23 protein-coding genes are annotated in these 24,095 nt (G+C 73.4%); 6 read left to right on the forward strand and 17 right to left on the reverse strand.

Going from position 1 to position 24,095, the window contains the following annotated elements; all coding sequences use genetic code 11:
* Nucleotides 1-419: 419 nt before the first annotated feature.
* The 3 genes from rlmN to BM028_RS00015 all read right to left on the reverse strand — a co-directional run bounded on the left by rlmN (nt 420) and on the right by BM028_RS00015 (nt 3,539).
* On the reverse strand, nt 420-1,652 hold the full coding sequence (gene rlmN / locus BM028_RS00005) for a dual-specificity RNA methyltransferase RlmN (RefSeq protein WP_070416448.1): 1,233 nt from the start codon (nt 1,650-1,652) through the stop codon (nt 420-422).
* Nucleotides 1,653-1,692: 40 nt separating this feature from the next.
* A complete protein-coding gene (locus BM028_RS00010; protein ID WP_092383800.1) occupies nt 1,693-2,607 on the reverse strand; it encodes a C40 family peptidase in 915 nt (304 codons plus the stop codon).
* Between the two features lie 179 nt (nt 2,608-2,786).
* Nucleotides 2,787-3,539, reverse strand: a complete 753-nt coding sequence (locus BM028_RS00015; RefSeq protein ID WP_092383803.1) for a pyridoxamine 5'-phosphate oxidase family protein — start codon at nt 3,537-3,539, stop codon at nt 2,787-2,789.
* Between the two features lie 58 nt (nt 3,540-3,597).
* Between BM028_RS00015 and pdxR the strand changes: the two genes are divergently transcribed.
* Nucleotides 3,598-5,004: a MocR-like pyridoxine biosynthesis transcription factor PdxR gene (gene pdxR, locus BM028_RS00020; protein WP_175495945.1), complete on the forward strand. Its 1,407-nt coding sequence runs from the start codon at nt 3,598-3,600 to the stop codon at nt 5,002-5,004.
* Here the strand turns inward: pdxR and BM028_RS00025 are convergent.
* From BM028_RS00025 to BM028_RS00035, 3 genes are all read right to left on the reverse strand, one after another.
* Nucleotides 4,991-5,869, reverse strand: coding sequence for an alpha/beta fold hydrolase (locus tag BM028_RS00025; protein WP_092383809.1), 879 nt, complete (start codon nt 5,867-5,869; stop codon nt 4,991-4,993). The two genes, pdxR and BM028_RS00025, sit on opposite strands and share 14 nt — an antisense overlap.
* Nucleotides 5,869-6,738, reverse strand: coding sequence for a helix-turn-helix domain-containing protein (locus BM028_RS00030; RefSeq protein WP_139219716.1), 870 nt, complete (start codon nt 6,736-6,738; stop codon nt 5,869-5,871). The genes BM028_RS00025 and BM028_RS00030 overlap by 1 nt, the downstream gene beginning before the upstream one ends.
* A gap of 137 nt (nt 6,739-6,875) precedes the next feature.
* Nucleotides 6,876-7,055 carry a hypothetical protein gene (locus tag BM028_RS00035; protein WP_070416453.1) on the reverse strand — a complete coding sequence of 60 codons (180 nt, stop codon included), beginning with the start codon at nt 7,053-7,055 and terminating at the stop codon, nt 6,876-6,878.
* A 235-nt stretch (nt 7,056-7,290) separates the two neighbouring features.
* Between BM028_RS00035 and BM028_RS00040 the strand changes: the two genes are divergently transcribed.
* Both BM028_RS00040 and BM028_RS00045 read left to right on the forward strand, forming a co-directional pair.
* Nucleotides 7,291-7,641 carry a GntR family transcriptional regulator gene (locus BM028_RS00040; protein WP_070416454.1) on the forward strand — a complete coding sequence of 117 codons (351 nt, stop codon included), beginning with the start codon at nt 7,291-7,293 and terminating at the stop codon, nt 7,639-7,641.
* A complete protein-coding gene (locus BM028_RS00045) occupies nt 7,638-8,606 on the forward strand; it encodes a DUF1648 domain-containing protein (protein WP_092383815.1) in 969 nt (322 codons plus the stop codon). The genes BM028_RS00040 and BM028_RS00045 overlap by 4 nt, the downstream gene beginning before the upstream one ends.
* Before the next feature lie 128 nt (nt 8,607-8,734).
* Here BM028_RS00045 and BM028_RS00050 read toward each other — a convergent pair whose 3' ends face one another.
* Nucleotides 8,735-9,511 (reverse strand): SDR family NAD(P)-dependent oxidoreductase, encoded by a 777-nt coding sequence (locus BM028_RS00050; RefSeq protein WP_092383818.1) that lies wholly within the window; start codon nt 9,509-9,511, stop codon nt 8,735-8,737.
* A gap of 103 nt (nt 9,512-9,614) precedes the next feature.
* On the opposite strand from BM028_RS00050, the gene BM028_RS00055 reads away from it, so the two are divergent.
* Complete coding sequence (locus tag BM028_RS00055) at nt 9,615-11,243, forward strand: D-apionate lactonase family protein (protein WP_092383821.1); 1,629 nt, start codon at nt 9,615-9,617, stop codon at nt 11,241-11,243.
* On the opposite strand, the gene BM028_RS00060 is transcribed toward BM028_RS00055, so the two are convergent.
* The 6 genes from BM028_RS00060 to BM028_RS00085 are packed head-to-tail and all read right to left on the reverse strand — an operon-like array spanning nt 11,233 to nt 17,373.
* A complete protein-coding gene (locus BM028_RS00060; protein ID WP_092383824.1) occupies nt 11,233-12,150 on the reverse strand; it encodes a phosphogluconate dehydrogenase C-terminal domain-containing protein in 918 nt (305 codons plus the stop codon). The two genes, BM028_RS00055 and BM028_RS00060, sit on opposite strands and share 11 nt — an antisense overlap.
* The gene (locus tag BM028_RS00065) at nt 12,147-12,980 is read right to left on the reverse strand and encodes a sugar phosphate isomerase/epimerase family protein (RefSeq protein ID WP_092383827.1); all 834 of its coding nucleotides are present in this window, start codon (nt 12,978-12,980) and stop codon (nt 12,147-12,149) included. The genes BM028_RS00060 and BM028_RS00065 overlap by 4 nt, the downstream gene beginning before the upstream one ends.
* A complete protein-coding gene (locus tag BM028_RS00070; RefSeq protein WP_092383830.1) occupies nt 12,977-13,768 on the reverse strand; it encodes a triose-phosphate isomerase family protein in 792 nt (263 codons plus the stop codon). Before BM028_RS00070 ends, BM028_RS00065 begins: the two co-directional genes overlap by 4 nt.
* The gene (locus tag BM028_RS00075) at nt 13,768-14,253 is read right to left on the reverse strand and encodes a ribose-5-phosphate isomerase (protein WP_092383833.1); all 486 of its coding nucleotides are present in this window, start codon (nt 14,251-14,253) and stop codon (nt 13,768-13,770) included. The genes BM028_RS00070 and BM028_RS00075 overlap by 1 nt, the downstream gene beginning before the upstream one ends.
* A 10-nt stretch (nt 14,254-14,263) precedes the next feature.
* Nucleotides 14,264-15,982 carry a dihydroxyacetone kinase family protein gene (locus tag BM028_RS00080; RefSeq protein ID WP_092383836.1) on the reverse strand — a complete coding sequence of 573 codons (1,719 nt, stop codon included), beginning with the start codon at nt 15,980-15,982 and terminating at the stop codon, nt 14,264-14,266.
* On the reverse strand, nt 15,979-17,373 hold the full coding sequence (locus BM028_RS00085; RefSeq protein WP_071295475.1) for an MFS transporter: 1,395 nt from the start codon (nt 17,371-17,373) through the stop codon (nt 15,979-15,981). Before BM028_RS00085 ends, BM028_RS00080 begins: the two co-directional genes overlap by 4 nt.
* 188 nt (nt 17,374-17,561) lie before the next feature.
* On the opposite strand from BM028_RS00085, the gene BM028_RS00090 reads away from it, so the two are divergent.
* Nucleotides 17,562-18,302 carry a FadR/GntR family transcriptional regulator gene (locus tag BM028_RS00090; protein WP_070416464.1) on the forward strand — a complete coding sequence of 247 codons (741 nt, stop codon included), beginning with the start codon at nt 17,562-17,564 and terminating at the stop codon, nt 18,300-18,302.
* A gap of 186 nt (nt 18,303-18,488) precedes the next feature.
* A complete protein-coding gene (locus tag BM028_RS00095) occupies nt 18,489-19,184 on the forward strand; it encodes a class I SAM-dependent methyltransferase (protein ID WP_092383839.1) in 696 nt (231 codons plus the stop codon).
* Here BM028_RS00095 and BM028_RS00100 read toward each other — a convergent pair.
* The 4 genes from BM028_RS00100 to BM028_RS00115 form a co-directional block, all read right to left on the reverse strand.
* Nucleotides 19,144-20,067: a sugar phosphate isomerase/epimerase family protein gene (locus tag BM028_RS00100; protein ID WP_092383842.1), complete on the reverse strand. Its 924-nt coding sequence runs from the start codon at nt 20,065-20,067 to the stop codon at nt 19,144-19,146. The two genes, BM028_RS00095 and BM028_RS00100, sit on opposite strands and share 41 nt — an antisense overlap.
* The gene (locus tag BM028_RS00105) at nt 20,064-21,284 is read right to left on the reverse strand and encodes a DUF993 family protein (RefSeq protein WP_092383844.1); all 1,221 of its coding nucleotides are present in this window, start codon (nt 21,282-21,284) and stop codon (nt 20,064-20,066) included. The genes BM028_RS00100 and BM028_RS00105 overlap by 4 nt, the downstream gene beginning before the upstream one ends.
* Nucleotides 21,281-22,483 (reverse strand): Gfo/Idh/MocA family protein, encoded by a 1,203-nt coding sequence (locus tag BM028_RS00110; protein WP_092384832.1) that lies wholly within the window; start codon nt 22,481-22,483, stop codon nt 21,281-21,283. Before BM028_RS00110 ends, BM028_RS00105 begins: the two co-directional genes overlap by 4 nt.
* A gap of 359 nt (nt 22,484-22,842) precedes the next feature.
* Nucleotides 22,843-23,883, reverse strand: coding sequence for a LacI family DNA-binding transcriptional regulator (locus BM028_RS00115; RefSeq protein WP_070416467.1), 1,041 nt, complete (start codon nt 23,881-23,883; stop codon nt 22,843-22,845).
* Nucleotides 23,884-24,095: the final 212 nt, after the last annotated feature.

The raw sequence follows: 24,095 nt of genomic DNA on the forward strand, positions 1-24,095 counted from the left end.
CTGATGAGTCACGGGGTCAATAAATTGGCATTGACAATGTGCACGCTGTTGAGTTCTCAAGGACCAGACGCACTCCCCACTCGACCCCGAAAGAGGTTCCGCCAGAGAGGCTTTTGGCTTTCGTTGCCCGGGGAAGAACCGTGGTGGACAAGATCTCCGGGTCTGTGACCAGGTGACCGTCTCGGCCGTTCCGTTCTCCGCCTCAGCGGCAACGAGTGATTACTTTACGCAGAGGTGAACGGCAGCACCAACCCGGGCCACATCCCGGGCGTGTCGGCTCTGCGAGGCCCGGAAACACGCGGATCGCGCGGTGCGGGCAGTGCCGACCCGCGCCGAGAACGACGGAAGGCACGGTGCGAACCCGCACCGTGCCTCCCGAACGAACCGAACCGGCCCGAACCGGACCGAACCGGACCGACCTACTCGGCCGCAGCCAACTGTCCGCACGCACCGTCGATCTCCTTGCCGCGGGTGTCGCGGAGGGTCGTCGGGATGCCGGCGGCGTTGAGTCGGCGGACGAACTCGTCCTGCACGTGCACCTCGGACGAGGTCCAGACCGAGCCGGGCGTCGGGTTGAGCGGGATCGGGTTCACGTGCACCCACCCCTTGCCGCGCTTGTTCAGCTTCTCGGCGAGCAGGTCGGCACGCCACGCGTGGTCGTTCATGTCCTTGATGAGCGCGTACTCGATCGAGACACGTCGGCCCGTCTTGACGAAGTAGTTGTGGGCGGCGTCGATCGCCTCGTCCGCCTTCCACTTCGAGTTCACCGGGATGAGCTCGTCGCGGAGTTCGTCGTCGGGCGCGTGCAGGGAGAGCGCGAAGGTGACGGGGATGTCCTCGTCGGCGAGCTTGTTGATCGCGGGAACGAGCCCCACGGTCGACACGGTGATGCCGCGGGCGCTCATGCCGAGGCCGTTCGGTTGCGGCGCGACCATGATCCGGACGGCGTCCATCACGCGCTTGTAGTTCGCGAGCGGCTCCCCCATGCCCATGAACACGATGTTCGTCACGCGCTCGGCGTCGACGCGGTCCTTCCCGCCCTTGCGGGGATCACCGCCGAGCTCCCCCGCGGCGATGGCGGCGTTTGCACGGACGATCTGCTCGATGATCTCGGCCGTGGACATGTTCCGGGTCAGCCCGGCCTGCCCGGTCGCGCAGAACGGGCAGTTCATCCCGCACCCCGCCTGGGACGAGACGCAGAGCGTGATGCGCCCCGGGTACCGCATGAGCACCGACTCGACCAGCGCCCCGTCGTGGAGCTTCCAGAGGAACTTGATCGTGTCGCCCTTGTCGGTCGCCAGACGACGGGTCTCGGTGAGGAGGGGCGGGAGCATGCCCGCCACGAGTTCCTCACGCTGGGCGGCCGGCAGGTCGGTCATCTGCGCCGGGTCGGACGTGTAGTGCGTGAAGTAGTGGGTCGAGAGCTGCTTGGCGCGGAACTTCGGCAGCCCCAGCTCGACGACCTTCGCCTCGCGCTCGGCGACCGTCATGTCGGCGAGGTGCACGGGCGGCTTGCCACGCTTCGGGGACGCGAACTGCAGCAGCGGCCGGCCGTCGGTCCCGGTGGCCTGCGTCCAGCCCTCGGTGCGCGGACGCACCTGCGGACGAGCAGAGCGCTGCTCTTCGAAGGGGGTGCGGGTCTCGGAGGCCATCACTCCAGTTTACGGGACGACGACGCCCCGCGGGTGCCGGTCAGCTGCCGGCGGGGAGCACCCGGGCGAAGTGGTGCGCCGCCGAGTACATCGGCACGATGTCGACGACCGCGCCGGGGTGCGGCGCCTGGAGGACCAGTCCGTCGCCGAGGAAGATGCCGACGTGGTCCTCGTTGTCGTACACGACGAGGTCGCCGGGCTGCGCCTCGGACTCCGGGATCGTCGTCGCGGCGGCGTCCTGCGTCGGGACGTAGTGCACGAGCGGGATCCCGACGGCCGCGTACGCGACCATCGTCAAGCCGGAGCAGTCGATGCCCTCGTGGCTCGCGCCGCCCTCGACGTACGGGTCGCCCATGTACTGCAGGGCGGTGGAGACCACGGTCGCCCGGTCGCCACCGGCGGAGAGGATCTTCGAGATCGCGTCCTCCGCCTGCTGGGTGCTGACGCCGAACTTCGTCACGATCGTCGGGTAGGACACCACGGTCGTGGTCGTCGTCATGCCGTCGGTCGACACCACGGGGACCTCGACGTCCCGGGCGACGGTGTAGGTCTGCGTGTGCTGCGAGGTGGTCGTCCCGTGGTGCGCGTCGGTCGACGGGGTCGCGGCGTTCGCCGGGACCGCGAGCGTCAGGCTCGAGGTGATGGCCAGTGCGGGCGCGAGGAGCACCGCTGCGCGCTTCGCGTTGGCAGCCCGGCGGACGTGCCGCGGGTCGACCGCCCGTTCGGCGCGGAGCGCTGCGGACCGGGACAGCACGGCCGCTCCGGCGACGGCCGTCGAGGCGACCGGGCTGGTGTTCGACAGGGACACGCTGCGCGCCGGCTTCTCGTGCTCCACGAAGGTCGAGCGGGCCACGGCGGGGCCGAACGCGGAACGACGTCCGCGGGGACGGCGCAGTTCGACGGCTTCGGTGGTGGCCGCGCCGTCGGGGGCTGCGGGCAGTGCGTGGCGTCCCATGGTTCCTTCCGGGTCGGACGAGCCGGCCCGAGCAGATGACGAGGCGACTCGGGAAGATAACGTATTGGTCACGAACCTGGGCCCCGCTGGGCACTCGCCGCGGGTTCCTGCAGTTCGTCACAGGCTCGGGCGTTCCTCGCAGCCCGTTCAGAACCGGCCCGCACCGCTCCGGACGCGGCTCAGGCGGGGGTGGGCCGCACGACGGCGGCGATCTGCGCCTCCCGAGCCCGTGCCAGGTCGTCGAGGCGGGCCGCCAGGGCGCGCACCGACTCGTCGACCGGCGCGTCCCCCGAGATGTCCCCCGGGAGCGGCGCCCCGGCGGTGACCGCGAGCGGGAGGACGCCCGCCCAGACCGCGTGGTCCTCGGCGTCGTCGACAGCCTCGCCGACGCCGGCGGCGCGGATCTTCACGCTCGCGTGCTCGAGGGGCAGCTGGAGGACCTGGGTGGCACGGACCTCCTTGGCGGTCATCTCGCGGACCTCGTCGCGGCGTCCGGGCATGAGGTGGTCGGCGACCTGCCGGAGCGCCTCGGTCCGCAGGTCGTCCGGCACCACGGCGGCGTTGCCGACGACCACGGCGCTGCGGTAGTTCGCGGAGCTGTCGAAGGTCGAGCGTGCGAACACCAGGCCGTCGACGTGGGTCACCGTGGCGCTGACGGGGACTCCCGCGGCGCCCGCGTCGAGGAAGAGACCGCCGCCGGTCGAGCCGTGCAGGAGCAGGACGGGGCCGGCGCCGAGGTCGCCGACGCCGCAGAGGAACGGCAGGACGAGCGGGTGACCGTCGCGGACGAAGCCGACGTGCGCGACGATCGCCTCGGCGAGGATCGCGTCGAGGTCGGCGGGGTCGTGGGACTGGCGGTCGCGGAGGCGGCGGACGGCAAGCGACGGGACGGCGGGGTCGGCGGGGTCGGACGGGAGGCTCGTGGTGCGCATGCGGGCAACGCTAGGGTCAGGACCGGTCCGGTTCGTGGACCAGATCGGGTGTGCTCAGGTGGACCAGTTCGGGAAGACCGCCGGGGTCGTCGCGCGCGTCCGGGCGATGGTGCAGGACGGGACGCTGGTGGCCGGGGACGCAGTGCCGTCGACCCGCGTCCTCGCGGCCGAGCTGGGGGTGGCGCGGGGGACGGTGGTCGCGGCGTACGAGCAACTCGACGGCGAGGGGTGGATCCGGACGCGGCAGGGTGCGGTGGCGCGGGTGGCGGCGGGGGTCGGTGCGGGCCACTGGCCCACCGAGCACGCTGCGCGCGACGCGACGGGGCGCACGGACGGGCACGCGGACGGCGCGGCGGGTACCGGCGCGGACCTCCTCGACGCCCGCCCCGGGATCCCCGCGGTGATGGCGATCGCCGCCCGCGACTGGCGGGCCGCCTGGCGCGCCGCTGCGGACGCCCCACTCCGCAACGCACTGTCCGACCCGGCCGGCCTCCCGGAGCTCCGCGCGCAGATCGCTGCCCAGCTCGGCCTCGCTCGCGGGTTCGCCCCGGAGATCGGCCGGGTCGTGGTCACCGCCGGCACGGCCGAGGCGCTCTCGCTCGTCACCGAGGGACTCCGGAACCGCCTGGGTCGGGCGCCGGTCGTCGCCGTCGAGGATCCCGGCTACCGCTCCGGACGTCGGGCGATGACGAGCGCCGGAGCCACCCTCGTGGGTGTCCCGGTGGACGGCGACGGGATCGACGTGGACGTCCTCGGCCGCATCGGCCCGGTGGACGCGGTCGTCGTCACGCCGACGCACCAGTACCCGCTCGGCTCGGTGATGCCGGTGGCACGACGGCTCCGCCTGCTCGACTGGGCGACGCGCACCGGGGCGGTCGTGGTCGAGGACGACTACGACTCGGAGTTCCGGCACCGCGGATCCCCCGTCCCGGCGCTGGCGGCACTCGACGCGACGGGCGTCGTGGTGCACGTCGGCGGGTTCTCGAAGACCCTCGATCCACGGCTGCGCTGCAGCTACGTGGTCCTGCCACCGGGGCCGGTGCACGAGGCCGTCGCCGCCTCGCGGCTCGCTCGCGGACCCGTGGTGGCGGAGCCCGTGCAGGTCGCGCTCGCGCACCTCCTCCGCACGGGCGCCCTCCGCCGTCACCTCGGCCGCGTGCGCCGGGACTACACGCACCGGCGCGAGCGGGTCGCGACGCGCGTCGCAGCGGTCGCGGGCCTGGAGGCGCGTGCCCTGGACGGCGGGCTGCACGCGGTCCTGACGTGGTCGGGTCGGGCGGCGGGGCGCGACGTGGTCGCCCGGATGGCGCGGTCCGGTGTGCTGGTGAGCGCGGTGGAGGAGTACGAGGTGTCGCCGGGGAGCGCACCGGCGGGGATCGTCCTGGGTTACGGCGCGCTGACGCTGCCGCAGCTCGATCGCGCACTCGACGTCCTGCTCGAGGTCCTGCGGGTCAGGGGCGACTGAGCCGCAGGTGGCTCCGCACCCGGTCCTGCACGGCGCTGGCGTCCGGGTGGTCCCAGAGCGCGAAGTGGGTGCCGCCGGGCAGGACGAGGAGCTCCGCTCCCGGGACCTCGTCCGCCGCGCGGACGCTGTTGGACGGCGCGACGTCGACGTCCGCGTCACCGTGCAGCAGCAGTGTCGGGGCACGGACGGCTCCGAGGTCGAGGTCGGTGACCGCGCCGAGGTTCCGGACGTCCGCCTCCCACCCGGCACGGTGGGGGCCCGCGGTGTTGCCGGTGCGGGCGAGGTCGAGCAGGAACGAGCGACGCTCCGGGTCGCGCAGGATCCCGCGGACGTGGTCGCGGAGCCGTCGACCGCGCAGGGAGCTCACGCCCGAGACCGCGAGGCGCACGACGACGCCGGGCACCAGTCGCGCGGCGGCCCGGGCGAGCGCGGCGCCGAGGAGGGTGCCGCCGACCAGGCGCTCCGGTGCGGAGACCTCCGGGGGCGTCCAGGGACCGGTCAGTCCGGCCGCCACGACGAGGGAGTGCACCCGATCGGGATGGCGGACGGCGAACCGGTAGGCGGCAGGGGCTCCGCCCGACCACGCGAGCACCGCCACGCGGTCGATGCCGAGCGCGTCGAGGACCTCGGCGTACCGATCGGCCTCGTCGTCGAGCGAGTCGTGGCCCGGTCGGACCCGGGTGCCGAGGTACCCGGGTCGTGAGAGCGTGACGACACGGAAGTCGGCGGACGGCAGGAACCGCGCCATGATCTCGGCGACGTCGATCCCGCCGGGGGTGCCGTGCACGACGAGGACGGGAGCGCCCGCGCCGCGGACGGCGAACTCGGTGTCGTCGGTGACGACGGGACGCGTCTCTGGTGGCATCACCCGACGATATCCGCGGCGGCGATGAGTCGTCTCCGACCGCGGAGGGTGTCCCCCGGGTACTCGCCGTACATCGAGAAGTACGACCCCGAGAAGCGCCCCATGTGCCGGAAGCCGCAGGAGTGCGCGACGGTGGCCACGGAGGTCTCGCGGGGGTCCGCGAGCTGCAGGCCGAGGCGGGCCTTCTCGAGGCGCAGGTCGCGGAGGTACGCCATCGGGGTGCTGCCCTCGCGCCGTTGGAACCCCTCCTGCAGGGTCCGGACGCTGACCTCGGCCGCGGCGGCGATGTCGGTGGCGGCGATGGTCCGGTCGAAGTGCGCGTACATGAACGCCTTCGCACGTTCGACCGTCCCGGCGGGCGCAGCGGTCCCCCGGCGGTCGGCATCGGAGCGGAAGGCGCCGAGCACCGCCTCGGCGAGCCGCAGGTCGAGCGCGGCCCGGTCGGCGTCGACCACGGCGACGTCGAGCAGCGGACGGGCGACCTCGCGCAGCACGGCCTGCAGCGGCGCGAGGCGTTCGGCGGACACGGTCACGGGGAAGGCGAGGGGCACGGGGGCGGCGTCGGTGCCCACGACCGCGACGGCCTCGAGGAAGTCCGCGTCGAAGTGCACGAGGTGCTTCGTCCCTGCCGGTGCCGAGACGTGGAAGGGGCGTCCGGCCGGGTACATCACGGGCACGCCGGCGCGGAGGAGCACGTCGTCGTCCACCACGATGCCGCCCTCGACCGACCACGCCAGCAGGTACTGCCGTTCGGGTGCGAGGAAGCCGGACCGTGCGGCGGACACCGACGACGTCCGGAGGCTCAGGCGGCTGTCCCCGGTGGCGCGGTAGCGGAAGCCGAACGGCGACGAGGAGGGGGCGAAGGCCATGTCGTGACCGTCGTACACGCCGCGGTAGAACTCGAGTGCTTCATCGGGGTCGGTGCCGCTCTGGAGGACTTCCCGGACGGAGGTCTGACGGACCTCCGCGGTCGAGGACTCCGCCGGCGGCCGGTCCGCCGCGGGGATCACCGTCGCTCCGGACCACCAGGCGATCGCTCCCCGACGAGGTCGGCGAGCGACGGCTCGGACTCGACGGGGACCGCCCAACCGCGGCGTGTTGCCCGTCGGAGGTGTCGGTACGTGGTCACCCGCACCGGCTGGACGTCGGCGTTCGACTCGTAGCTGCTCAGTTCCTGGCTGCTCATGGCGTGCTCCCTGCTCGCGAGCCCGGCTCCGCCTCGGCCTCGTGGATGCCGACGTCCAGAACGGCCTCAGGGTCAAGGAGGTGCCATCGGAGCGTCGGGAGGACGCGGATCGATGCCGTCTTCTCCAGCGACGGTACGCGCGTGCCGGACAGCCCACGTGGACCGGACACCCAGCCCGCGCTATCCGGACGGACCACTGTCGGCACGGACTGGATTGTTCGCATACAATGCAAACATGTTGATCACCGTCGACCCCGGCGCGCGGGCATCGCTCGCGGACCAGGTGGCCGCCCAGATCCGGCACGCGATCGCCCGCGGCGAGTTCCGGAACGGCGAGCGGCTGCCGTCCGCGCGCGAACTCGCGGCCGCCGTCGACGTCAACATGCACACGGTGCTGCGGGCCTACGCCCAGCTGCAGGACGACGGGCTCATCGAGCTGCGCCGGGGCCGCGGTGCCACGGTGCTGCGGTCGGGCAACGCGTCGTTCGACCGGCTGCGGTCGCTGGTGGTGGAGCTCCGGGAGCAGGCGGAGACCCTCGGGGTCCCGCTCGACGACCTGTACGCGATGATCAAGGGGGCACGATGACGACTCGGACGATGGGGACCGGCGCACGACTGGCCGTGGTGGGACCGAGCGCGGCGGTGGCCGTCGCGCTGGTCGTCACGGCACTCGTGCTCGGACCCGCGCTGCCGGCACGGGTGGCGACGCACTTCGGCGCGGACGGTGTCGCCGACGCCTGGGGGTCGCCGTGGCCGTTCTTCTGGGGGTCGCTCGTGGTGGCCCTGATCGCCGCCGGACTCGCGGTGGTGGCGCTCGGACGCAGCGACCGCCGGACGTGGGCGACCCTGCTGCTGGTGGCGAACCTCCTGAGCGGGTCCGTCGCGACCGCGTGGATCGCCGAGGCGATCGTGAACCGCGTCGACGACCCGACGTTCCCGGTGTGGTGGGCCGTCCTCACGCTCGCGGTCGGTGTCGCCGTGGCGGTGCCGCCGACGATCGCGCTCGTCCGGACGGCAGCGCCGGTCCCAGCGCACGACGTCCCTCCGTTGGACGTCCCGACGGACGCCCGGGTCGCCTGGCGTGCACGGGTCGGCAGCCCCTGGTTCGCGGGGCTCGGCGTGGTCCTCGTCGTCGGCGGCGTCGTCGCGGCCTGGGCCACCGCGTCGGCGTCCGCGTCCGCCGGCATCGGCGCGGCCGCGGTGTCGGGCGGGCTGCTCGTCCTCGCCGGGATCGCGGTGGCGGTGCTCGCGCGGGTCGAGTGCACGGTCGATCGACGCGGCCTCCGGCTGACCTCGACGTGGACGCGGATCCCCCTCGTGCGGGTCCCGCTCGACCGCATCGAGTCGTGCGGGTGGGAGCAGGTGTCGCCCGGGCAGTGGGGCGGGTGGGGCTACCGGATCTCCGGCCGGGGTGTGGCGTACGTGGTCCGTTCGGGGCCGGGGCTCGTCGTCCGGCTCCGGGGCGGCGGAGCGCGGGTGGTCACGGTCGCCGATGCCGAGCGCGGTGCGGCGGCGCTCGGCGCGCTGCTCCGGGCACGCGGGCACGCCTGACCCCCGGGCGCGTGCGCTCTTCGTGAGCAGGAATGGTCGGGTCGGTCGAGCGGACCCGACCATTTCTGCTCACCATCGAGCGGACGGGGGCGCCCGGGGGCGCGGGCGCGGCGCAGCGCGGCGCGGCGCTACAGGCTCGTCATGCCGCCGTCGACGCGGAAGAGCGCGCCGGTGGCGTAGGACGACTCGTCGCTCGCGAGGTACACCATGATCCCGGTGACGTCGTCCGGGGTCCCGGCTCGGCCGAGCGGCGTCCGCGACACGATCGCCGCGCGGGACTCGGGGTCGCCCGAGATCGCCTGGACGAGCGCCGTCTCGGTGTAGCCCGGCACGACGGTGTTGGCGCGGATGCCGTCACGGGCGTAGGCCATCGCGGTCGCCCGGACGAGCGCGTGGACGCCGCCCTTCGTGGACGAGTAGGCGGCGAAGTCGGCACCCTCGCCGTTCAGGCCGGTCGGCGACCCCGTCACGATGACGGACCCGCCACCACCGGCCGCGAGCATCGCCCGGACGGCGTGCTTCACGGTGAGGAAGGTGCCCGTCAGGTTCACCGCGAGCGTACGGTTCCAGGTCTCGAGCGAGACGTCGGCGACCTTGGCGTCGTGGCCGAAGAGCTGCACGCCTGCGTTGGCGACGACGACGTCCGGCACGGCGCCGCGGGCGACCAGGGCCTCGAAGCCGGCCGCGACGCTCGACTCGTCCGCGATGTCCACGGTGAGCGCGATCGCCGAGTCGGCAGTGGCAGCCGTGGACGCAGATGCAGCAGCAGCAGTGGCAGCCGCGGCGTCCCGGTCCGCGTACACGACCCGCGCCCCCTCGGCCACGAACCGGTCCGCGATGGCCCGCCCGATCCCCGATCCGGCCCCGGTCACCAGGGCGGTCTTCCCGGTCAGTCGTCCGGCCATGCGTGTGCTCCGTCCTCGGGGCGGCAGTGCCCCCGTCCTCGGAGCGACGTCGCTCCTGGACACATCATTGCGCAACCGGTTGACCGACTGGTAGCAAAGGGACATGACCGACGACGGTGCGTGGGCGGACTCGACCGCCGAGGACGTGCTCGTTGTCGGACCGTGGCGTGTGACCCTCCGCGGCACCGAGCTCGCCGACGTCCGCCACGACGGGGTGGCGGTGCTGCGCGGCATCCGGTTCGTCACCCGCGACCAGGACTGGCGCACCGCGGACGACACCGTCACCCGCCGGACGACCGACGCCGCCGAGGCCGAAGCCGAGGCCGACGCCGACGCGACCGGCGAACACCGGCACGCGCGGGCCCGGGCCCGCGCCCGCATCGAGGTGACGAGCGCCTTCGACGGCGCCGAGGTCCTCCGCACCACCCTCGACCTCACGATCGACGACGACACTCTGCACGTCGATGCGACCGCCACCACGACGGCGCCGTTCCGCCGCAACCGCATCGGCCTGGTCGTCCTGCACCCGCCGACCCTCGCCGGCACCCCGTTCACGGTCCGCCACCCGGCAGCACCCGCCACGGCGCACACGTTCCCGCTGTGGATCGCCCCGCACCAACCCGCGACCGACGTCGCCGGGTACGCCTGGACGACCGGCGCCACGGACTGCACGCTCGACCTCACCGGCGACGTGTTCGAGATGGAGGACCAGCGCAACTGGACCGACGCCTCGTTCAAGACCTACTCGACGCCGCTGGCCGAGCCCTTCCCCGTCGCGCTCGACGCCGGTGCCGTCGTCCACCAGGCACTCACGCTGCGCGCGGTGCGACGACCGGGAGGAGCGCCCTCCCCCGCCCCGGACCTCGCCGCGCTCGACGGGCCGGCCCCGACCTCCGTGGTCACCCCGTCCCCGACCCTCCAGCTGCTGGCTGCCTCCGCCCCGGCCGCTGCGCGCCCGGACGACGCGGCGCTCCCCGGCGGCGTGCCGATCTTGGTCGAGCCCGTCCTCGGCGACCCCGACGTCACCGCGGTGCTCGCCTCCGCCAGGCGGGACGCCCGAGGCGCGCCGCTCGACGTGCGGTTCGTCACCGACGACCCGGCCCTGCTGCGCGCCGCGGTCGACGAAGTCCTGGCGTCCGGGCCGGTGGTGCGCATCGGCGCGTTCGACCCGTCGTCGCACGTGACGACCACGGCGCTGCAGCGGGCGCTCCGAGAGGCAGCGGCCGCGCACGGGGGACTCGACGTCGTGGCGGGGACACGCGCGCACTTCACCGAGCTGAACCGCACGATCGACCTGTTCGGCGACTGGGACGGTCCGCTCACGTTCAGCGTGACGCCGCAGATGCACGACCGCAGTCGTGCCCAGGTGACCGAGTCGATCCCGATGCAGCGCTGGGTGGCGATGAGCGCCTCCAGGCTGGCCGCCGGCAGGCCGCTCCACGTCGGGCCGGTGACGCTGCGTCCGCGGTTCAACGCCGTGGCGACGTCGCCGCGTCGGGCCGTGACCGACGCGTCGGTCGAGGCCGGCTACGGGCCGCAGTCCGTGCCGGACGCGACGGATCCGCAGCAGCACTCCGCCGCCGCCGCCGCGTGGTTCGCTGCGGCCGTGCAGGCGCTCACGGTGCCGGGTGTCGCCTCGATCACCCTCGCCGAGGCGTGGGGACCGAGGGGAACGCCCCGCCGGAAGGGGGTCGGCGGGGCGTTCCGGTCTCGGGGATCGATCAGCGCTTGACGGCGTCGATCTTGAGCATCTTGGCGATGACGCTGTCGAGCTCGCTGTCGTCGAAGACCTGCTTCCAGTCCTCCTTGATGAGCTTCTCGCGGCCGTAGCCCATCGCGATGTGGCAGGCGTCCGAGAACGGGTTCGAGCCGCGCAGGCCGTTGGTCAGGGCGATCCAGGTGTGGCCGTAGAGCATGGCGCGGGCGGCCTCGCGGGGCACGCCGACACCGGTGACGGTCTCCTCGAGGGCGTCGTTGAGGAAGTCGCCGATCATGCAGGCGATGGTCTCGACGAGCGTCGGCTCGAGGACGGCGAGCTGCTTCACCGTGACCCAGTGCACCTGGATGACGGGCGCGTACATGGTCGTGATGACCGCCTCGGCGACGGCCTTGGCGGCGTCACCCTCGTCGCCGAGCGACTCCGACGCGTCGAAGGCTGCGATGACCTCCTGCGGAGCGGCGATGCCACCGAAGGTGTCGTCCCACTCCTCCTTGGTGGTGCGCTCGAGGAACACCGACGGGTGGCACGGGTGCGCCACGGCGTAGTGGATGTCCTCGCGCTTGGCGAGCAGCCCGGCGTAGGCGGCGGCCGGGTCGAGGGTCAGGATGCTGGCACCCGACTTCATGACGGGGACGAGCTGCTCGGAGATGCTGCCGAGCAGGACGTCCGGCACGGCGAGGATCACGACGTCGGCGACCTTGGCGGCCTCGACGCTGTCGGTGAGCGACCGGCCGAGGGCCTCGATGCGCTCCTGCCCGGCGGGCGAGGCCTCGCTGTAGAGCGTCGTGTACTCGCTCTTGGCGAAGTTGTTCGAGACGCGGGTGCCCATCTTGCCGCCGGCACCGATCACGGCGACGGTGACGTCGGCCGTACCGGATCCGGCAGCGACGGTGTGGGGGGTGGTGACGGTGTCGGTCATGATTCCTTGCTCCTGATGTACTCGATGGTGTGTTCGGTCCACGCCGCTTCGATGCGGGTGGTGGTCTGTGCCGGGTCGCCCGTGCTGCCGAGGGTCTCGTCCTGCCAGGGCAGCCAGAACTCGATCACGCGGTTGATGCCCCGTGCGTCGGGGTCGATCGCGGCGCGGACGGCGTCGTAGTCGAGGAGACCGGTGCCGGTGCGGACGCCGGTGTACTGGAACCCGACCCAGCCCGGTGAGCGGGTGAACCCGGAGTCCTTGACGTGCCAGTTGCGGGTGTACGGGGCGGCCGCGGTGACCACGTCGGCAGGGTGCTCCAGCCGCGCGACGGTGTTCGCCGGGTCGAGGCAGATCCCGAGGTGGTCGGAGCCGACGGCCCGGACGACGGCGACGAGGTCCTCGGTGGCGACGACCTCGTAGGTCTCGAGCGCGAGCGTCACCCCGGCTGCCTCGTACGCGGGGAGCGCCCGGCGCAGTCGACGTTCGGTCTCGAGGGCGTCGGGCTGGTCGTCGCCGCTCGTCCACATGCTCCGCACGAGGGTCGCGCCGAGCGCCTGCGCGACGTGGAGGTACCGCGCGAGGTGCTCCGGGGCCGTGCCACGGGTGCCGACCTCGAGCGCGAGCCCGAGCTCGTCGGCCAGTGCCCGGATCGCGGCCAGTCGGTCGTCCGAGGCGGTGTCGAGCGGCAGGTGATCGCAGATCTGGAAGAGGTCGACACCGTCGTGCGCCGCTGCGTCCCGCATCGCGTCGTCGAGCGACATCGGGTCCGGCACGCGGTCGGACATCCGCCAGAAGTAGGCGTAGGTGGAGAGGCCGAGCAGGGAGGTCATGCGGTCGCCCCCAGCTGCGCGGCTTCGTCGAGGATGGTCCGGATGGCGGCGGGGTCGTGGGCGAACCGTCCGAGGAACAGGCCGCCGATGCGCCCCCGCCCACGAGTGAGCAGGCCCGGTCCGGCGCTGCCGCCGTAGATCGCGACGGAGCCGGCGAGCTCCGGCTTGGAGGCGAGGTACTCCTCGATCCCGGAGAGGACCGCGACGATGTGCTCGTCGGGCGCGGGCGCCGGGGCGCCGATCGCCCACACGGGCTCGTACGCCGCGATGACCGGCCCGGCGAGACCGTCCGCGGTCGCGGTCGCCAGGAACCGGTCGAGCTGCGCGGTCACGTCCGCCACGGCGGTCTGACTGGAGGCGCGGGTGGTCTCCCCCACGCAGATCAGGGGCCGCAGGTGGTTGCGGAAGGCGGCGTGCACCTTCCCGGCGATCTCCTCGTCCGTCTCGTGGAACAGGGAGCGCCGCTCCGCGTGCGCGATCTCGACGAGCGCGACGCCGATCTCGCGCAGCTCCGCACCGGACACCTCGCCGGTGAAGGCGCCGGTGTCCGCCCAGGCCAGGTCCTGCGCGCCGAGCGTCACGGGGGCGTCCCCGATCACCTCGCGCACCGGGACGAGCGCGGGGAACGTCGGGATGACGAAGAGCTCGACGGCGCCGGACCGCACCGCGGGGTGGGTCCGGGCGATGTCGGCCACGGCGGCTGCCCACTCGAGCGTCCGGGCGTGGGAGAAGTACATCTTCAGCGACACCCCGATCGTGAGCGGGGCGGCTGCCGTGGACGCGGGCATCAGGCGTCGGTCCCGACCGGGGCCGACCCGTCGTACTGGCAGATCGCCGCGACCTTCGACGCGCTCGCGGACGAGCGGTCGAACTCGTAGCCGAGCCACTCCTTCGCCATGCGCCGGGCGACCTCGACGCCGACGACGCGCTGGCCCATGCAGAGGACCTGGGCGTCGTTCGACAGGATCGAGCGCTCGACGCTGAACGAGTCGTGCGCGGTGACGGCCCGGATGCCGGGGACCTTGTTCGCGGCGATCGCGACGCCGAGTCCGGTGCCGCAGATCAGGATCGCCCGGTCCGCGTCACCGTTCGCGACCATGCGTGCTGCGTCGACGGCGACGTGCGGGTAGGCGGTGTGCCCGTCCGCGTCGACGCCCACGTCGGTGACGCTGACCACGCGCGGGTCCGTGGCGAGGTCGGCCTTGATGATCTCCTTGTAGTCGAACCCGGCGTCGTCGGAGCCGACGACGATGCGGAACTGCTGCTCGGTCATGGGGTCTTCCTTACTTCTCGGAGAGCGTCGCGAGGACCGCGGCGGTGATGAGGGCGAACGAGATCGCACCGGCGTCGGGGGTGCCGACCGCGTCCTCGCCGTGGGTCCGGGCGCGGCCCATCCGCGGCAGCAGGTCGGCGGTGGCGTCGGCCGCGGTCGTGGCGGCGGCGGACGCGGCGGACCAGGCGGTGACCAGGTCGTCGCCGGCCGCGGTGCGGGCGGTGAGGACCTCGTCGAACGGGACGAGCGCGTCGACCATGGTCTTGTCGCCCGGGACGGCCCCGAACGCGAGGACGGCCTCGGCGGCCGCGTGCACGGCGTCGGCGACGGTGGTGGCCGTCGGGCGCGAGGTGTCCCCGAGGACGCGACCCAGTGCCTCCAGGGCCGCGCCCCAGATCGCTCCTGATGTGCCGCCGGCCTTGTCGGACCAGGCGTCACCGGCGATCGCGAGGACCGATCCGGCACCGGCGCCGCGTGCTGCGGCGTCCTGCGCCGCCGCGTCCGCCGCGGTGGAGCCGCGCTGCATGCCGATCCCGTGGTCGCCGTCGCCGGCGACGGCGTCGATGCGGCCGAGTTCGTCGGCGTGGGCGTCGATCGTCGCGCGCACGGCCGTGATCGCCGTCGCGATGCGGGTGGCGGACACCCGGGACTCGTCGGTGCCGACGGTCACGGGGACGACCACGCCGGCCTCGAGGACGTCGGAGGACACGGGCTCCTGCGGGACGGCACCGCCCTTGCGGTAGGCGGGGCTGTCGGCCGGGGCGGCCCAGAGCTCCTCGAGCTCGTCGTCGAGCCAGAAGAGCGTCAGCGAGACGCCGGCCATGTCGAAGCTCGTGACGAGTTCGCCGACCTCGGGCTCGACGACGACTGCGCCGGCCGCGGTCAGTCGGCGCTGCACGGCGTCGAACACGACGAAGAGCTCCTCGTACTTGACGGAACCGAGGCCGTTGAGGATCGGGACGACGCGTGCTCCGTCGGCTGCGACACCGGACGGCAGCTCGGTGAGCAGCTTGTCGACGAGCAGGTCCGCCAGTCCGGACGCGGTGGGGACGTCGGCTTCGTCGATGCCGCGTTCGCCGTGGATGCCCATGCCGATCGCCATGCGACCCTCGGGCACGGTGAACAGGGGTTCGTCCGCGCCGGGCAGCGAGCAGCCGGAGAACGCGACGCCGAAGCTGCGGGTGCGGTCGTTCGCCCGCTCGGCGATCGTCGTGACGGTGTCGAGGTCGTCGCCACGCTCGGCGGCGGCTCCGGCGACCTTGAACACGCAGAGGTCGCCCGCGATCCCGCGGCGCTTGTGGGCCTCGGCACTCGGGGCACTCGCGACGTCGTCGGTCACGCGGACCGTGCGGACGTCGATGCCGGCCGCGGTGAGTGCCCGGGCAGCTGCGTCGAAGTTGAGGACGTCGCCGGCGTAGTTGCCGTAGCTCAGCAGCACCCCGCCGCCGTGCTCGGAGGCCGTCGCGACCGCCGTGACCTGCTGCGCGCTCGGGCTGGCGAACAGGTTGCCCATCGCCGCACCGGCTGCCAGGCCGTGCCCGACGAGTCCGCCGAACGCCGGGTAGTGCCCGGACCCGCCGCCGATCACGAGCGCGACCGTGCCGACCGGCGACGTGGTCGAGCGGGCGACCCCGCCGTGGACCTTCCGCACCCGGGAGCGGTTCGCGGCGACGAAGCCGTCCACCATCTCGTCCGCGAAGTCCGCGGGGTCGTTGAACAGGCGGGTCATGCGTGGGACTCCTGGGTCGTGGTCGTCGCGGCCTGCGCGGCAGCGTCGGCGTCTCGTCGCTCGTTCCGCTTCGTGGTCCGGCCGAGGACGAACATCAGGACGCTCGACAGCACCATGAAGAACCCGACGATGAACATCGGCACCTGGTACCCGCCGGTCCACTCGCTGACGGCGCCGGTGATGTACGGCGCGGCGAACCCGCCGAGGTTGCCGACGGTGTTGATGAGCGCGACGCCCGCGGCCGCTGCGGCACCGGTGAGGAACTGCGTCGGGACGGTCCAGAAGTTCGGCAGCGCGGCGAAGATCGAGCACGCGGTGATCGCGATGACGGCGACCGTGGCGGCCGGGCTGTTCATGTAGAGGGCCACCGGGATGCTCAGACCACCGACGAGGGCGGGGACCGCGATGTGCCACACCCGGACGCCGCGTCGGAACGCGTCACGCGACCAGAAGTAGAGGACGACGGCGGCGGGCACGTACGGGATCGCCGTGATGAGCCCCTTCTGGAACAGGTCGAACGTGGTGCCGAACTGCTCCTGGAAGCCGTCGATGATGGTCGGCAGGAAGAAGCTCAGGGCGTACAGGCCGTAGATGAAGCCGAAGTACACCGCGGCGAGCATCCAGACGCGACCGGAGCCGAACGCCGCTCGGAGGCCGCCCTTGCCGTGCGCGTTCCCCTCCTTCTGGCTGTTCTCCTTCGCGAGGGCGCCCTCGAGCCAGAGTTTCTCGTCCTCGTCGAGCCACTTCGCCTGCGACGGCTTGTCCTTCAGCACGAAGAGGCACAGGATGCCGACGATGATCGCGGGGATCGACACGCAGAGGAACATGAAGCGCCAGCCCGCGAGGCCGCCGAGCAGTCCCTCGTGGGTCATCAGCCAGCCGGCGAGGGGCGAACCGATCACGCTGGTGAGCGGCTGCGCCAGGTAGAAGAGCGCGAGCATCTTGCCGCGGTGCCGGGCGGGGACCCAGGTCGACAGGAACAGGATCGCGCCGGGGAAGAACCCGGCCTCGGCGATGCCGAGCAGGAAGCGCAGGCCGACGAGCTGCGGGTAGTTCTGCACCCACGTGAAGAGCAGCGAGACGATGCCCCACGTGATCATGATGCGGGCGAGCCAGACGCGGGCGCCGAACTTGTGCAGCGCCAGGTTGGACGGCACCTCGAGCACGAGGTAGCCGATGAAGAACACGCCCGAGGCGAACCCGAACTGCGCGGCGGTCAGGCCGAGGTCGGCCTCCATGCCGTTCGGGGCCGCGAAGGAGATCGCGGTGCGGTCGAGGAAGTTGATGAAGAACATCAGCGCCACGAAGGGCACGATGCGGATCGCGATCTTGCGGATGGCCGTCTTCTCGACGACCGAGGTGGGGATGCCTCGCGTGGCGGGGATGTCCACGATGACTCCTGCTCGGGTGGGGTGGTGCTCCGGTCGGCTGCTGCGCCGGGGACGGAGGTGACGCATCGGTGCGCACGGACCAGTGTGCGCGGTCACTCCAAACTTGTCAACCGGTTGACCATTCCATGCCGCCGCGGTTCGGCAGGGAGTCCCACCGCAACCGGTTGACCGACCGGTACGCTCACTGCATGCCCGCGTTCAGCCCGGACGACCCGCTCAACATCCGCCTCGAACTCGAGTCGGTGCCGACGGGCTCCCCCGCCTCCGAGGTCGCCCGACAGCTCGTCTCCCTGCTGACCGCCGGCGACCTGGCACCCGGCTCGCGGCTGCCCTCGGAGCGGGTGCTGGCCGAACGGCTCGGGGTCGGTCGGTCCGCCGTGCGAGAGGCCCTCGCGGCGCTCGAGATCCTCGGCATCGTGCAGATCCGCCCGGGTTCCGGCACGTACCTGCAGGGCGGGACCTCGGACCTGCTGCCGACGACCTTGTCGTGGGGACTCATGCTCGCGTCGAACCGGACCCGGGAGCTGCTCGAGGTCCGGTCGTCGCTCGAACGCACCGCGGCGATCCTCGCCGCCCAGCGTGCGACGCCGGCGCAGCTCGACGAGCTCCAGACCTACATCGACCGGCAGCACCAGGCGCTCGACGACCCGGACGCCTTCATCGACGCCGACGTCCGGTTCCACGTGCTGCTCGCCCGCTCCGCCGGGAACGACGTGCTCGCCGACCTGCTGCAGAGCCTCCGCTCGATGCTCAGCGTGTGGGTCGGCCGTCGTGTCCGGACCCGCCAGGCCACCGAGGCCGCGTACGAGGAACACCGTGCGATCCTCGAGGCGCTCCGGGCCGGGGACGTGCTCGCGGTGCAGCGGGCGATGGACGACCACATGGCCACGGCGAGCGCCCGCATCGAGCACGCCGGCCCCGCCGACTGACGGGCGGGGCGCGGGGCCCGGGCGCTTCGTGAGCAGAAATGGTCGGGTCGGGGACAGCGTCCCGACATCTTCTGCTCACGATCGGGCGGCCAGGAGGCGCGGTGCGGCCCCGCCACGCACGGTGCGACGTTGCCGGGGTGGCAACACCGCTTGGGGTCCGGCCGGTCCGTGCGGTGGAGTGTGCGCATGCACACGCACGACGACAGCACCGCCAGCGAGTCCGGTTCCGCACGCAGCTGGTGGGAGGCCCGCTACGCCGAGCACGACGGGATCTGGTCGGGGCGGGTGAACGCGGTGCTCGCCGACGTCGCGTCGTCGCTGCCCGCGGGACGCGCGCTCGACCTGGGCTGTGGCGAGGGCGGCGACGTCGTCTGGCTCGCCCGGCAGGGGTGGGCGACCACCGGCGTGGACCTGTCGGTGACGGCGGTCACCCGCGGTTCCCGGGCTGCCGTCACCGCCGGGGTCGAGGAGCGGACGGCGTTCGTCGCGGCGGACCTCGGCTCGTGGGACACCGCGGCGCGGTTCGACCTCGTCACGGCGTCGTTCCTGCAGTCGTGGCCGGTCGAGATCCCGCGTGGGGCGATCCTGCGGCGGGCGGCCGGGTTCGTGGCGTCCGGCGGGCACCTGCTCGTGACGGCGCACGCCGCGCCCCCGCACGGGGACCTGCCCGAGGAGATGCGGGCGTACCGCTTCCCGACGCCGGCGGAGGACCTCGCGGCGCTGGGGCTCGACGACGGGTGGGAGGTCGTCGCCGCCGAGCTCCGACCGCGCACCGCGGTGACGCCCGAGGGAGCGCCGCACGAGGTGCTCGACAGCGTGGTGCTGGTCCGCCGCCGCCCCCTCAGCGAGGCCGGGGCAGGGGCAGCGGCACCGAGGCCGTGAACGCCCGGACCACCCGGTCGACGACGTCCGTCGCCGGAGCGTCCCACACGGCCTGGTTGAAGATCTCCACCTCGACGTCCCCGGAGTACCCGGCGGCGCTCACGGCAGCGGTGACCGGCCCGAAGTCGATGTGCCCGTCCCCCATCACGCCCCGGGAGAGCAGCGGGTCGGCGGCGATCGGGGTGAGCCAGTCGCACACCTGGTAGCTCGCGATCCGCCCGGCGGCGCCCGCGCGGGCCACCGAGGCCGCGAGTGCCGGGTCCCACCACACGTGGAACGTGTCCACGACCACGCCGACGGCAGCGGCCGGGAAGGGCGCCGCGAGGTCGAGGGCCTGCGCGAGGGTCGACACGACGGCCCGGTCGGCGGCGTACATCGGGTGCAGGGGCTCGACGGCGAGCTGGACGCCGGCGTCGAGGGCGTGCGGAACGAGGTCGGCGAGGGCGTCGGCCACGCGGTCCCGGGCGTCGATCAGGTCGCGGGACCCCTCGGGCAGTCCTCCGGCGACGAGCACGAGCACCGGCGCGGACCCGGGCGCGCCGGCCTCGGCCAACGCCGCGGTCTCGTCGATCGCCCGGCGGTTGTCGTCGAGTGCCCGCAGCCGTTCGGTGCCGGCCGGGAGGGTGAAGAAGCCGCCGCGGCAGTGCGAGGACACCCGGAGGCCGGAGTCGGCGACCATCCGCACGGCCTCGGACAGCCCGACCTCGGCGACGGGCTCCCGCCACGTTCCGATCGCCTGGACGCCGGCGGCGCGGACGGTGTCGAGGGCGTCCCGGAGCGAGGCGTACTTGATCGTCGCCTGGTTGATCGAGAGCCGCGGATGCGGGGGTGCGGAGCCCGGGGCGGCCCCGGTCCGCGTGGCGCGGACGACGGGGGTGCTCACGCGACCGCCCCGGAGAGCGGGCGGTCGGCGGGGGTCGAGCCGCGCCTCCTGGCCGTCACGGGCACACCGGACACGGTGAGCAGGTCGTGCCACCGCGACGCCGCGAGCGACGGATCCTCGAGCGCGCCGCAGGCGTTCGCGAGCCGGACGGTCTCGGACAGGTGCGGCAGGGAGCGGCCGGCGTGCTGACCGCCGACCATGGCGAAGGCGCCCTGGTGGCCGTTCAGCCAGGCGAGGAAGGCGATGCCGGTCTTGTAGTGCCAGGTCGGGGCGCTGAAGACGTGGCGGGACAGGGCCTCGGTGGGGCCGAGCAGCGCGCGGAAGGCGGTCTCGTCGGGGAGGGCCCGGACGGCGGCGGAGGCGATCGGCGCCACGGCGGCGAACGCACCGAGCAGGGCGTCGGAGTGCGTCCGATCGGTCCCGGCGATGAGGTCGACGTAGTGGAAGTCGTCGCCGGTGAACATCCGGACGCCGGCGGGCAGCTGGGAGCGGAGGGCGACCTCGGCCCGGGCGTCGAGCAGGCTCATCTTGATGCCGGCGACCTTCGACCCGGCGTCGCCCATGATGTCGAGCACGGTGTCGGGGCCGTGCTGACCGCCGAAGTAGCCGGCGAGGGCGGGGTCGAACGCCTCCCCCAGCCAGTGCAGGACGACGGGGGCGCTCGCGCGCTCGATGACCCTGCGGTAGACGCGGCGGTAGACGGCGGCCGGTGCGTCACTGCGGTGCGCCAGGCGCGCCAGGTGCCGGCTCGCCATGAGCACGACCCCCGCGCCGGCGTCCTCGGCGTGGTGGAGCTGGGCGACGTAGGCGTCGACGACCTGCTGCTCGGTGGCGACCTGGTCCGGGAGGTCGTCGGTGTTCACACCGACGACGATGCGGCCGCCGACGGACTGCGCCTCGCGGGCGCTGCGGGTGATGAGCTCGCGCGTGGCGGCCGGGTCGAGCCCCATGTTCCGCTGCGCGGTGTCCATCGCGTCCGCGACGCCGAGGCCCCACGACCAGAGGTGGTGCCGGAAGGCGAGGGTGGCGTCCCAGTCGAGGTCCGCCGGTGCACCCGGCGTGTTGTCGGCGGCGGTGCGCGGGACGACGTGGGCGGCGGCGTACACGACGCGCTCGGTGAGCGGGGCGGTCGGCTTCGCGGTGGCCGCCACGGCCGGCTCGCGCAGGTCGACCCGGCTGGTCGTGCCGTCGGGCGCAAGGAGGGTCAGGGTGGTCATGCGCGTGCTCCGACGGGCGCGGCGTTGTCGGCGCGGTCGGCGCTGGCGCCCTGGAGGCGCGGCTCGGCCCCGGTGGGCAGGGTCAGCTCGGGCAGGTCGATGCGTCGTCCTTCGGCGCTCGAGCGCAGACCAGCCTCCGCGAGCGCCACGCCGCGGGCACCGGACAGCAGGTCGTAGGGATGCGGGCGGCCGGCGACCAGGTCCTGCAGGAAGTCCTCCCACTGGGCGCGGAACCCGTTGCCGAACACCTCGTTGTCGGGGACCTCGAGCCACTGCGCCCTGTAGTCGCGATCGTCCCGCAGGTCGGGGTTCCACACCGGCTTCGGCGTCGCCGTCCGGGGCTGGATCCGGCAGCCGAACAGTCCCGCGACGGCGCTGCCGTCGGTGCCGTCGACCTGGAACTCGACGAGCTCGTCACGGTCGACCCGGACCGCCCAACTCGAGTTGATCTGCGCCGTGATGCCGCCGGCGAGGTCGAACACGCCGTAGGCCGCGTCGTCCGCGGTCGCCGCGTATCCGGTCCCCTGCTCGTCGGTTCGCTCGTCGATGTGCGTGACCGCGCGGGCGTACACCGACTCCACGCGGCCGAACAGCTGCTCGAGGACGTAGTTCCAGTGCGGGAACATGTCGACGACGATGCCGCCGCCGTCCTCGCGGCGGTAGTTCCAGCTCGGCCGCTGCGCGGTCTGCCAGTCCCCCTCGAACACCCAGTAGCCGAACTCGCCGCGGACGGAGAGGATCCGGCCGAAGAACCCGGAGTCGATGAGCCGGCGGAGCTTCCGGAGGCCGGGCAGGTAGAGCTTGTCGTGGACGACGCCGTTCGGCACGCCGGCGTCGGCGGCGAGGCGGGCGAGCTCGAGCGCCTCGTCGGAGGTCTCCGCCGTGGGCTTCTCGGTGTAGACGGCCTTGCCGGCGGCGATCGCCTTCCGCAGGGCGTCGGCGCGGGCGCTCGTCACGGCGAAGTCGGCGAAGACGTCCCAGCGGGGATCGGCGAGGGCGGCGTCGAGGTCGGTCGTCCAGTGCTCGAGGCCGTGCCGGGTGGCGATCTCCTCGAGCTTCGCGGCGTTCCGGCCGACGAGGATCGGTTCGACCTGCAGCCTCGTGCCGTCCGGGAGCGGGAGCCCGCCGTCGTCGCGGATGGCCAGGATCGACCGCACGAGGTGCTGGCGGTAGCCCATGCGTCCGGTGACGCCGTTCATGATGATGCCGATGGTGCGCGTGGTCAACGCGTGCTCCCTTGCTCGCTGTGGCCCGCTCGCCACCGTGGTGGAAAGCGCTTGCCGGAACCGTACACCACGGCCCGTGCCGACCGCACGCGCGTGTTCGGGTGTGTGCGTTCGGGGCGGGGCGTGCGGGGGCCCGGGGCGTGCGGGGCGTGCGGGGGCCCGGGGCGCGGGCCCGGGGCGTGCGCACCCCGCGCCACTTCGTGAGCAGGAATGGTCGGGTCGCGCCACGGCACCCGACCGTTTCTGCTCACGATCCGGGCGACGGGGACGGGCGCGCGCCCGGGGCGCCCGGGGCCGGCGCGCCCGGGCGCGGCGCGCCCGGGCCGGGCCCGCTAGCGCGCCGTGCTCGCGCGCAGCACGACCTCGCCGTCGATGGCGCCGTCCGCCTCGAGCCCGAGGGCCCGCCGCACCGCCCGCTCCCCGATCTCCTCGAGGGGCAAGCGCACCGTGCTCAGCGCCGGCACGACGTCGGCGAGCATCCGCACGTCGTCGAACCCCGCGACCCCGACGTCCACCCCCGGGACGAGCCCGCGCTCCCGGATCGCCGCGACCGCCCCCACCGCCATGAGGTCCGTGACCGCGAACACGCACCGCGGCAACGCCCCCGAGCCCGCCGCAGCCCGGTCGAGCAGCGACACCATCGCCCGGTACCCGCCATCCCGCGTGAACTCCGACGGCACCACGGCGTCGTCGGGCACCCGGATCCCGTGGGCGGCGAGGCCCGCGACGAAGCCCTCGTAGCGCGCGTGCGCGGTGGCGAGCGACGGATCCCCGGCGAGCACCGCGAACGAGTCGTGCCCCTGTTCCACCAGGGCGCCGGCGAGCGCCGCAGCACCGCTGAGGTTCCGGATCACGAGTGGTTGCACTCCCGACACGCCTGCCACGGCGCCGTCGAGGTCGGACACGAGCGCCGACACCCCCGCGCCGGCCGCGACGAGTCCGGAGACGGCCGACGCCAGCTCGGCGCCACCACCGAGGCGACGGCTCACCGCGAGCACCACGGCCCGCGGCCGGAGCCCCGCGACGACGCCGAGGACGGCCGCCTCGCGCGACGGGTCCCCTCCCGTCGACGTGATCGTGACGACGAGCCCGGCGTCGTCGGCGGCGCGGATGGCCCCGGCGGCGATGGCCGCGAAGTACGGATCGGCGATGTCGCCCACGACGAGCGCGAGCGTCGTGGTGGTCCCGCGGGCGACCGCCTGGGCCTGCACGTTGGCGGTGTACCGGAGCTCCTGGGCCGCAGCGTGGACGCGGTCGACCGACTCCTGCCGGACCTTCCGCACGCTGCCGTTGAGCGCGCGCGACGCGGTCGCGAGCGAGACGCCTGCCCGCGCAGCCACGTCGGCCAGGGTGACCGAGCTCCGTTCGGGCATGTCGCGCCTCCAGTCCGTCGGCTCCGCGCTGTGTGGCGAGGGCTGTCTGTGGCGAGGATAGCGATTTCCCGCCCGCCGGGGCGCAGCCGCGGCAACGGATCGAGCCGTCACGTCACAATGTCCAAACATTTTGCAGGAAAGCGCTTGCCAGAATCACTTGGCGTCGTGTAGACCTTGTCTCCTCGGCCGAGACACCCCGAACGCTCGCCCAC

This window comes from Curtobacterium sp. YR515 (genome assembly GCF_900113095.1).
In the GTDB taxonomy this organism is placed as follows: Bacteria; Actinomycetota; Actinomycetes; order Actinomycetales; family Microbacteriaceae; genus Curtobacterium.

Bases quoted from the DNA above. Each gene is read 5' to 3' on its own strand.
- BM028_RS00065 (WP_092383827.1), bottom strand. From the start codon at position 12,980: ATGACCTCCCTGCTCGGCCTCTCCACCTACGCCTACTTCTGGCGGATG.
- BM028_RS00030 (WP_139219716.1), bottom strand. From the start codon at position 6,738: ATGGCCTTCGCCCCCTCCTCGTCGCCGTTCGGCTTCCGCTACCGCGCC.
- BM028_RS00060 (WP_092383824.1), bottom strand. From the start codon at position 12,150: ATGACCGACACCGTCACCACCCCCCACACCGTCGCTGCCGGATCCGGT.
- BM028_RS00105 (WP_092383844.1), bottom strand. From the start codon at position 21,284: ATGACCACCCTGACCCTCCTTGCGCCCGACGGCACGACCAGCCGGGTC.
- BM028_RS00010 (WP_092383800.1), bottom strand. From the start codon at position 2,607: ATGGGACGCCACGCACTGCCCGCAGCCCCCGACGGCGCGGCCACCACC.
- BM028_RS00025 (WP_092383809.1), bottom strand. From the start codon at position 5,869: ATGCCACCAGAGACGCGTCCCGTCGTCACCGACGACACCGAGTTCGCC.
- BM028_RS00070 (WP_092383830.1), bottom strand. From the start codon at position 13,768: ATGCCCGCGTCCACGGCAGCCGCCCCGCTCACGATCGGGGTGTCGCTG.
- BM028_RS00110 (WP_092384832.1), bottom strand. From the start codon at position 22,483: ATGAACGGCGTCACCGGACGCATGGGCTACCGCCAGCACCTCGTGCGG.
- BM028_RS00075 (WP_092383833.1), bottom strand. From the start codon at position 14,253: ATGACCGAGCAGCAGTTCCGCATCGTCGTCGGCTCCGACGACGCCGGG.
- BM028_RS00015 (WP_092383803.1), bottom strand. From the start codon at position 3,539: ATGCGCACCACGAGCCTCCCGTCCGACCCCGCCGACCCCGCCGTCCCG.
- BM028_RS00035 (WP_070416453.1), bottom strand. From the start codon at position 7,055: ATGAGCAGCCAGGAACTGAGCAGCTACGAGTCGAACGCCGACGTCCAG.
- BM028_RS00090 (WP_070416464.1), top strand. From the start codon at position 17,562: ATGCCCGCGTTCAGCCCGGACGACCCGCTCAACATCCGCCTCGAACTC.
- BM028_RS00055 (WP_092383821.1), top strand. From the start codon at position 9,615: ATGACCGACGACGGTGCGTGGGCGGACTCGACCGCCGAGGACGTGCTC.
- BM028_RS00080 (WP_092383836.1), bottom strand. From the start codon at position 15,982: ATGACCCGCCTGTTCAACGACCCCGCGGACTTCGCGGACGAGATGGTG.
- rlmN (WP_070416448.1), bottom strand. From the start codon at position 1,652: ATGGCCTCCGAGACCCGCACCCCCTTCGAAGAGCAGCGCTCTGCTCGT.
- BM028_RS00050 (WP_092383818.1), bottom strand. From the start codon at position 9,511: ATGGCCGGACGACTGACCGGGAAGACCGCCCTGGTGACCGGGGCCGGA.
- BM028_RS00115 (WP_070416467.1), bottom strand. From the start codon at position 23,883: ATGCCCGAACGGAGCTCGGTCACCCTGGCCGACGTGGCTGCGCGGGCA.
- BM028_RS00095 (WP_092383839.1), top strand. From the start codon at position 18,489: ATGCACACGCACGACGACAGCACCGCCAGCGAGTCCGGTTCCGCACGC.
- BM028_RS00040 (WP_070416454.1), top strand. From the start codon at position 7,291: ATGTTGATCACCGTCGACCCCGGCGCGCGGGCATCGCTCGCGGACCAG.
- BM028_RS00045 (WP_092383815.1), top strand. From the start codon at position 7,638: ATGACGACTCGGACGATGGGGACCGGCGCACGACTGGCCGTGGTGGGA.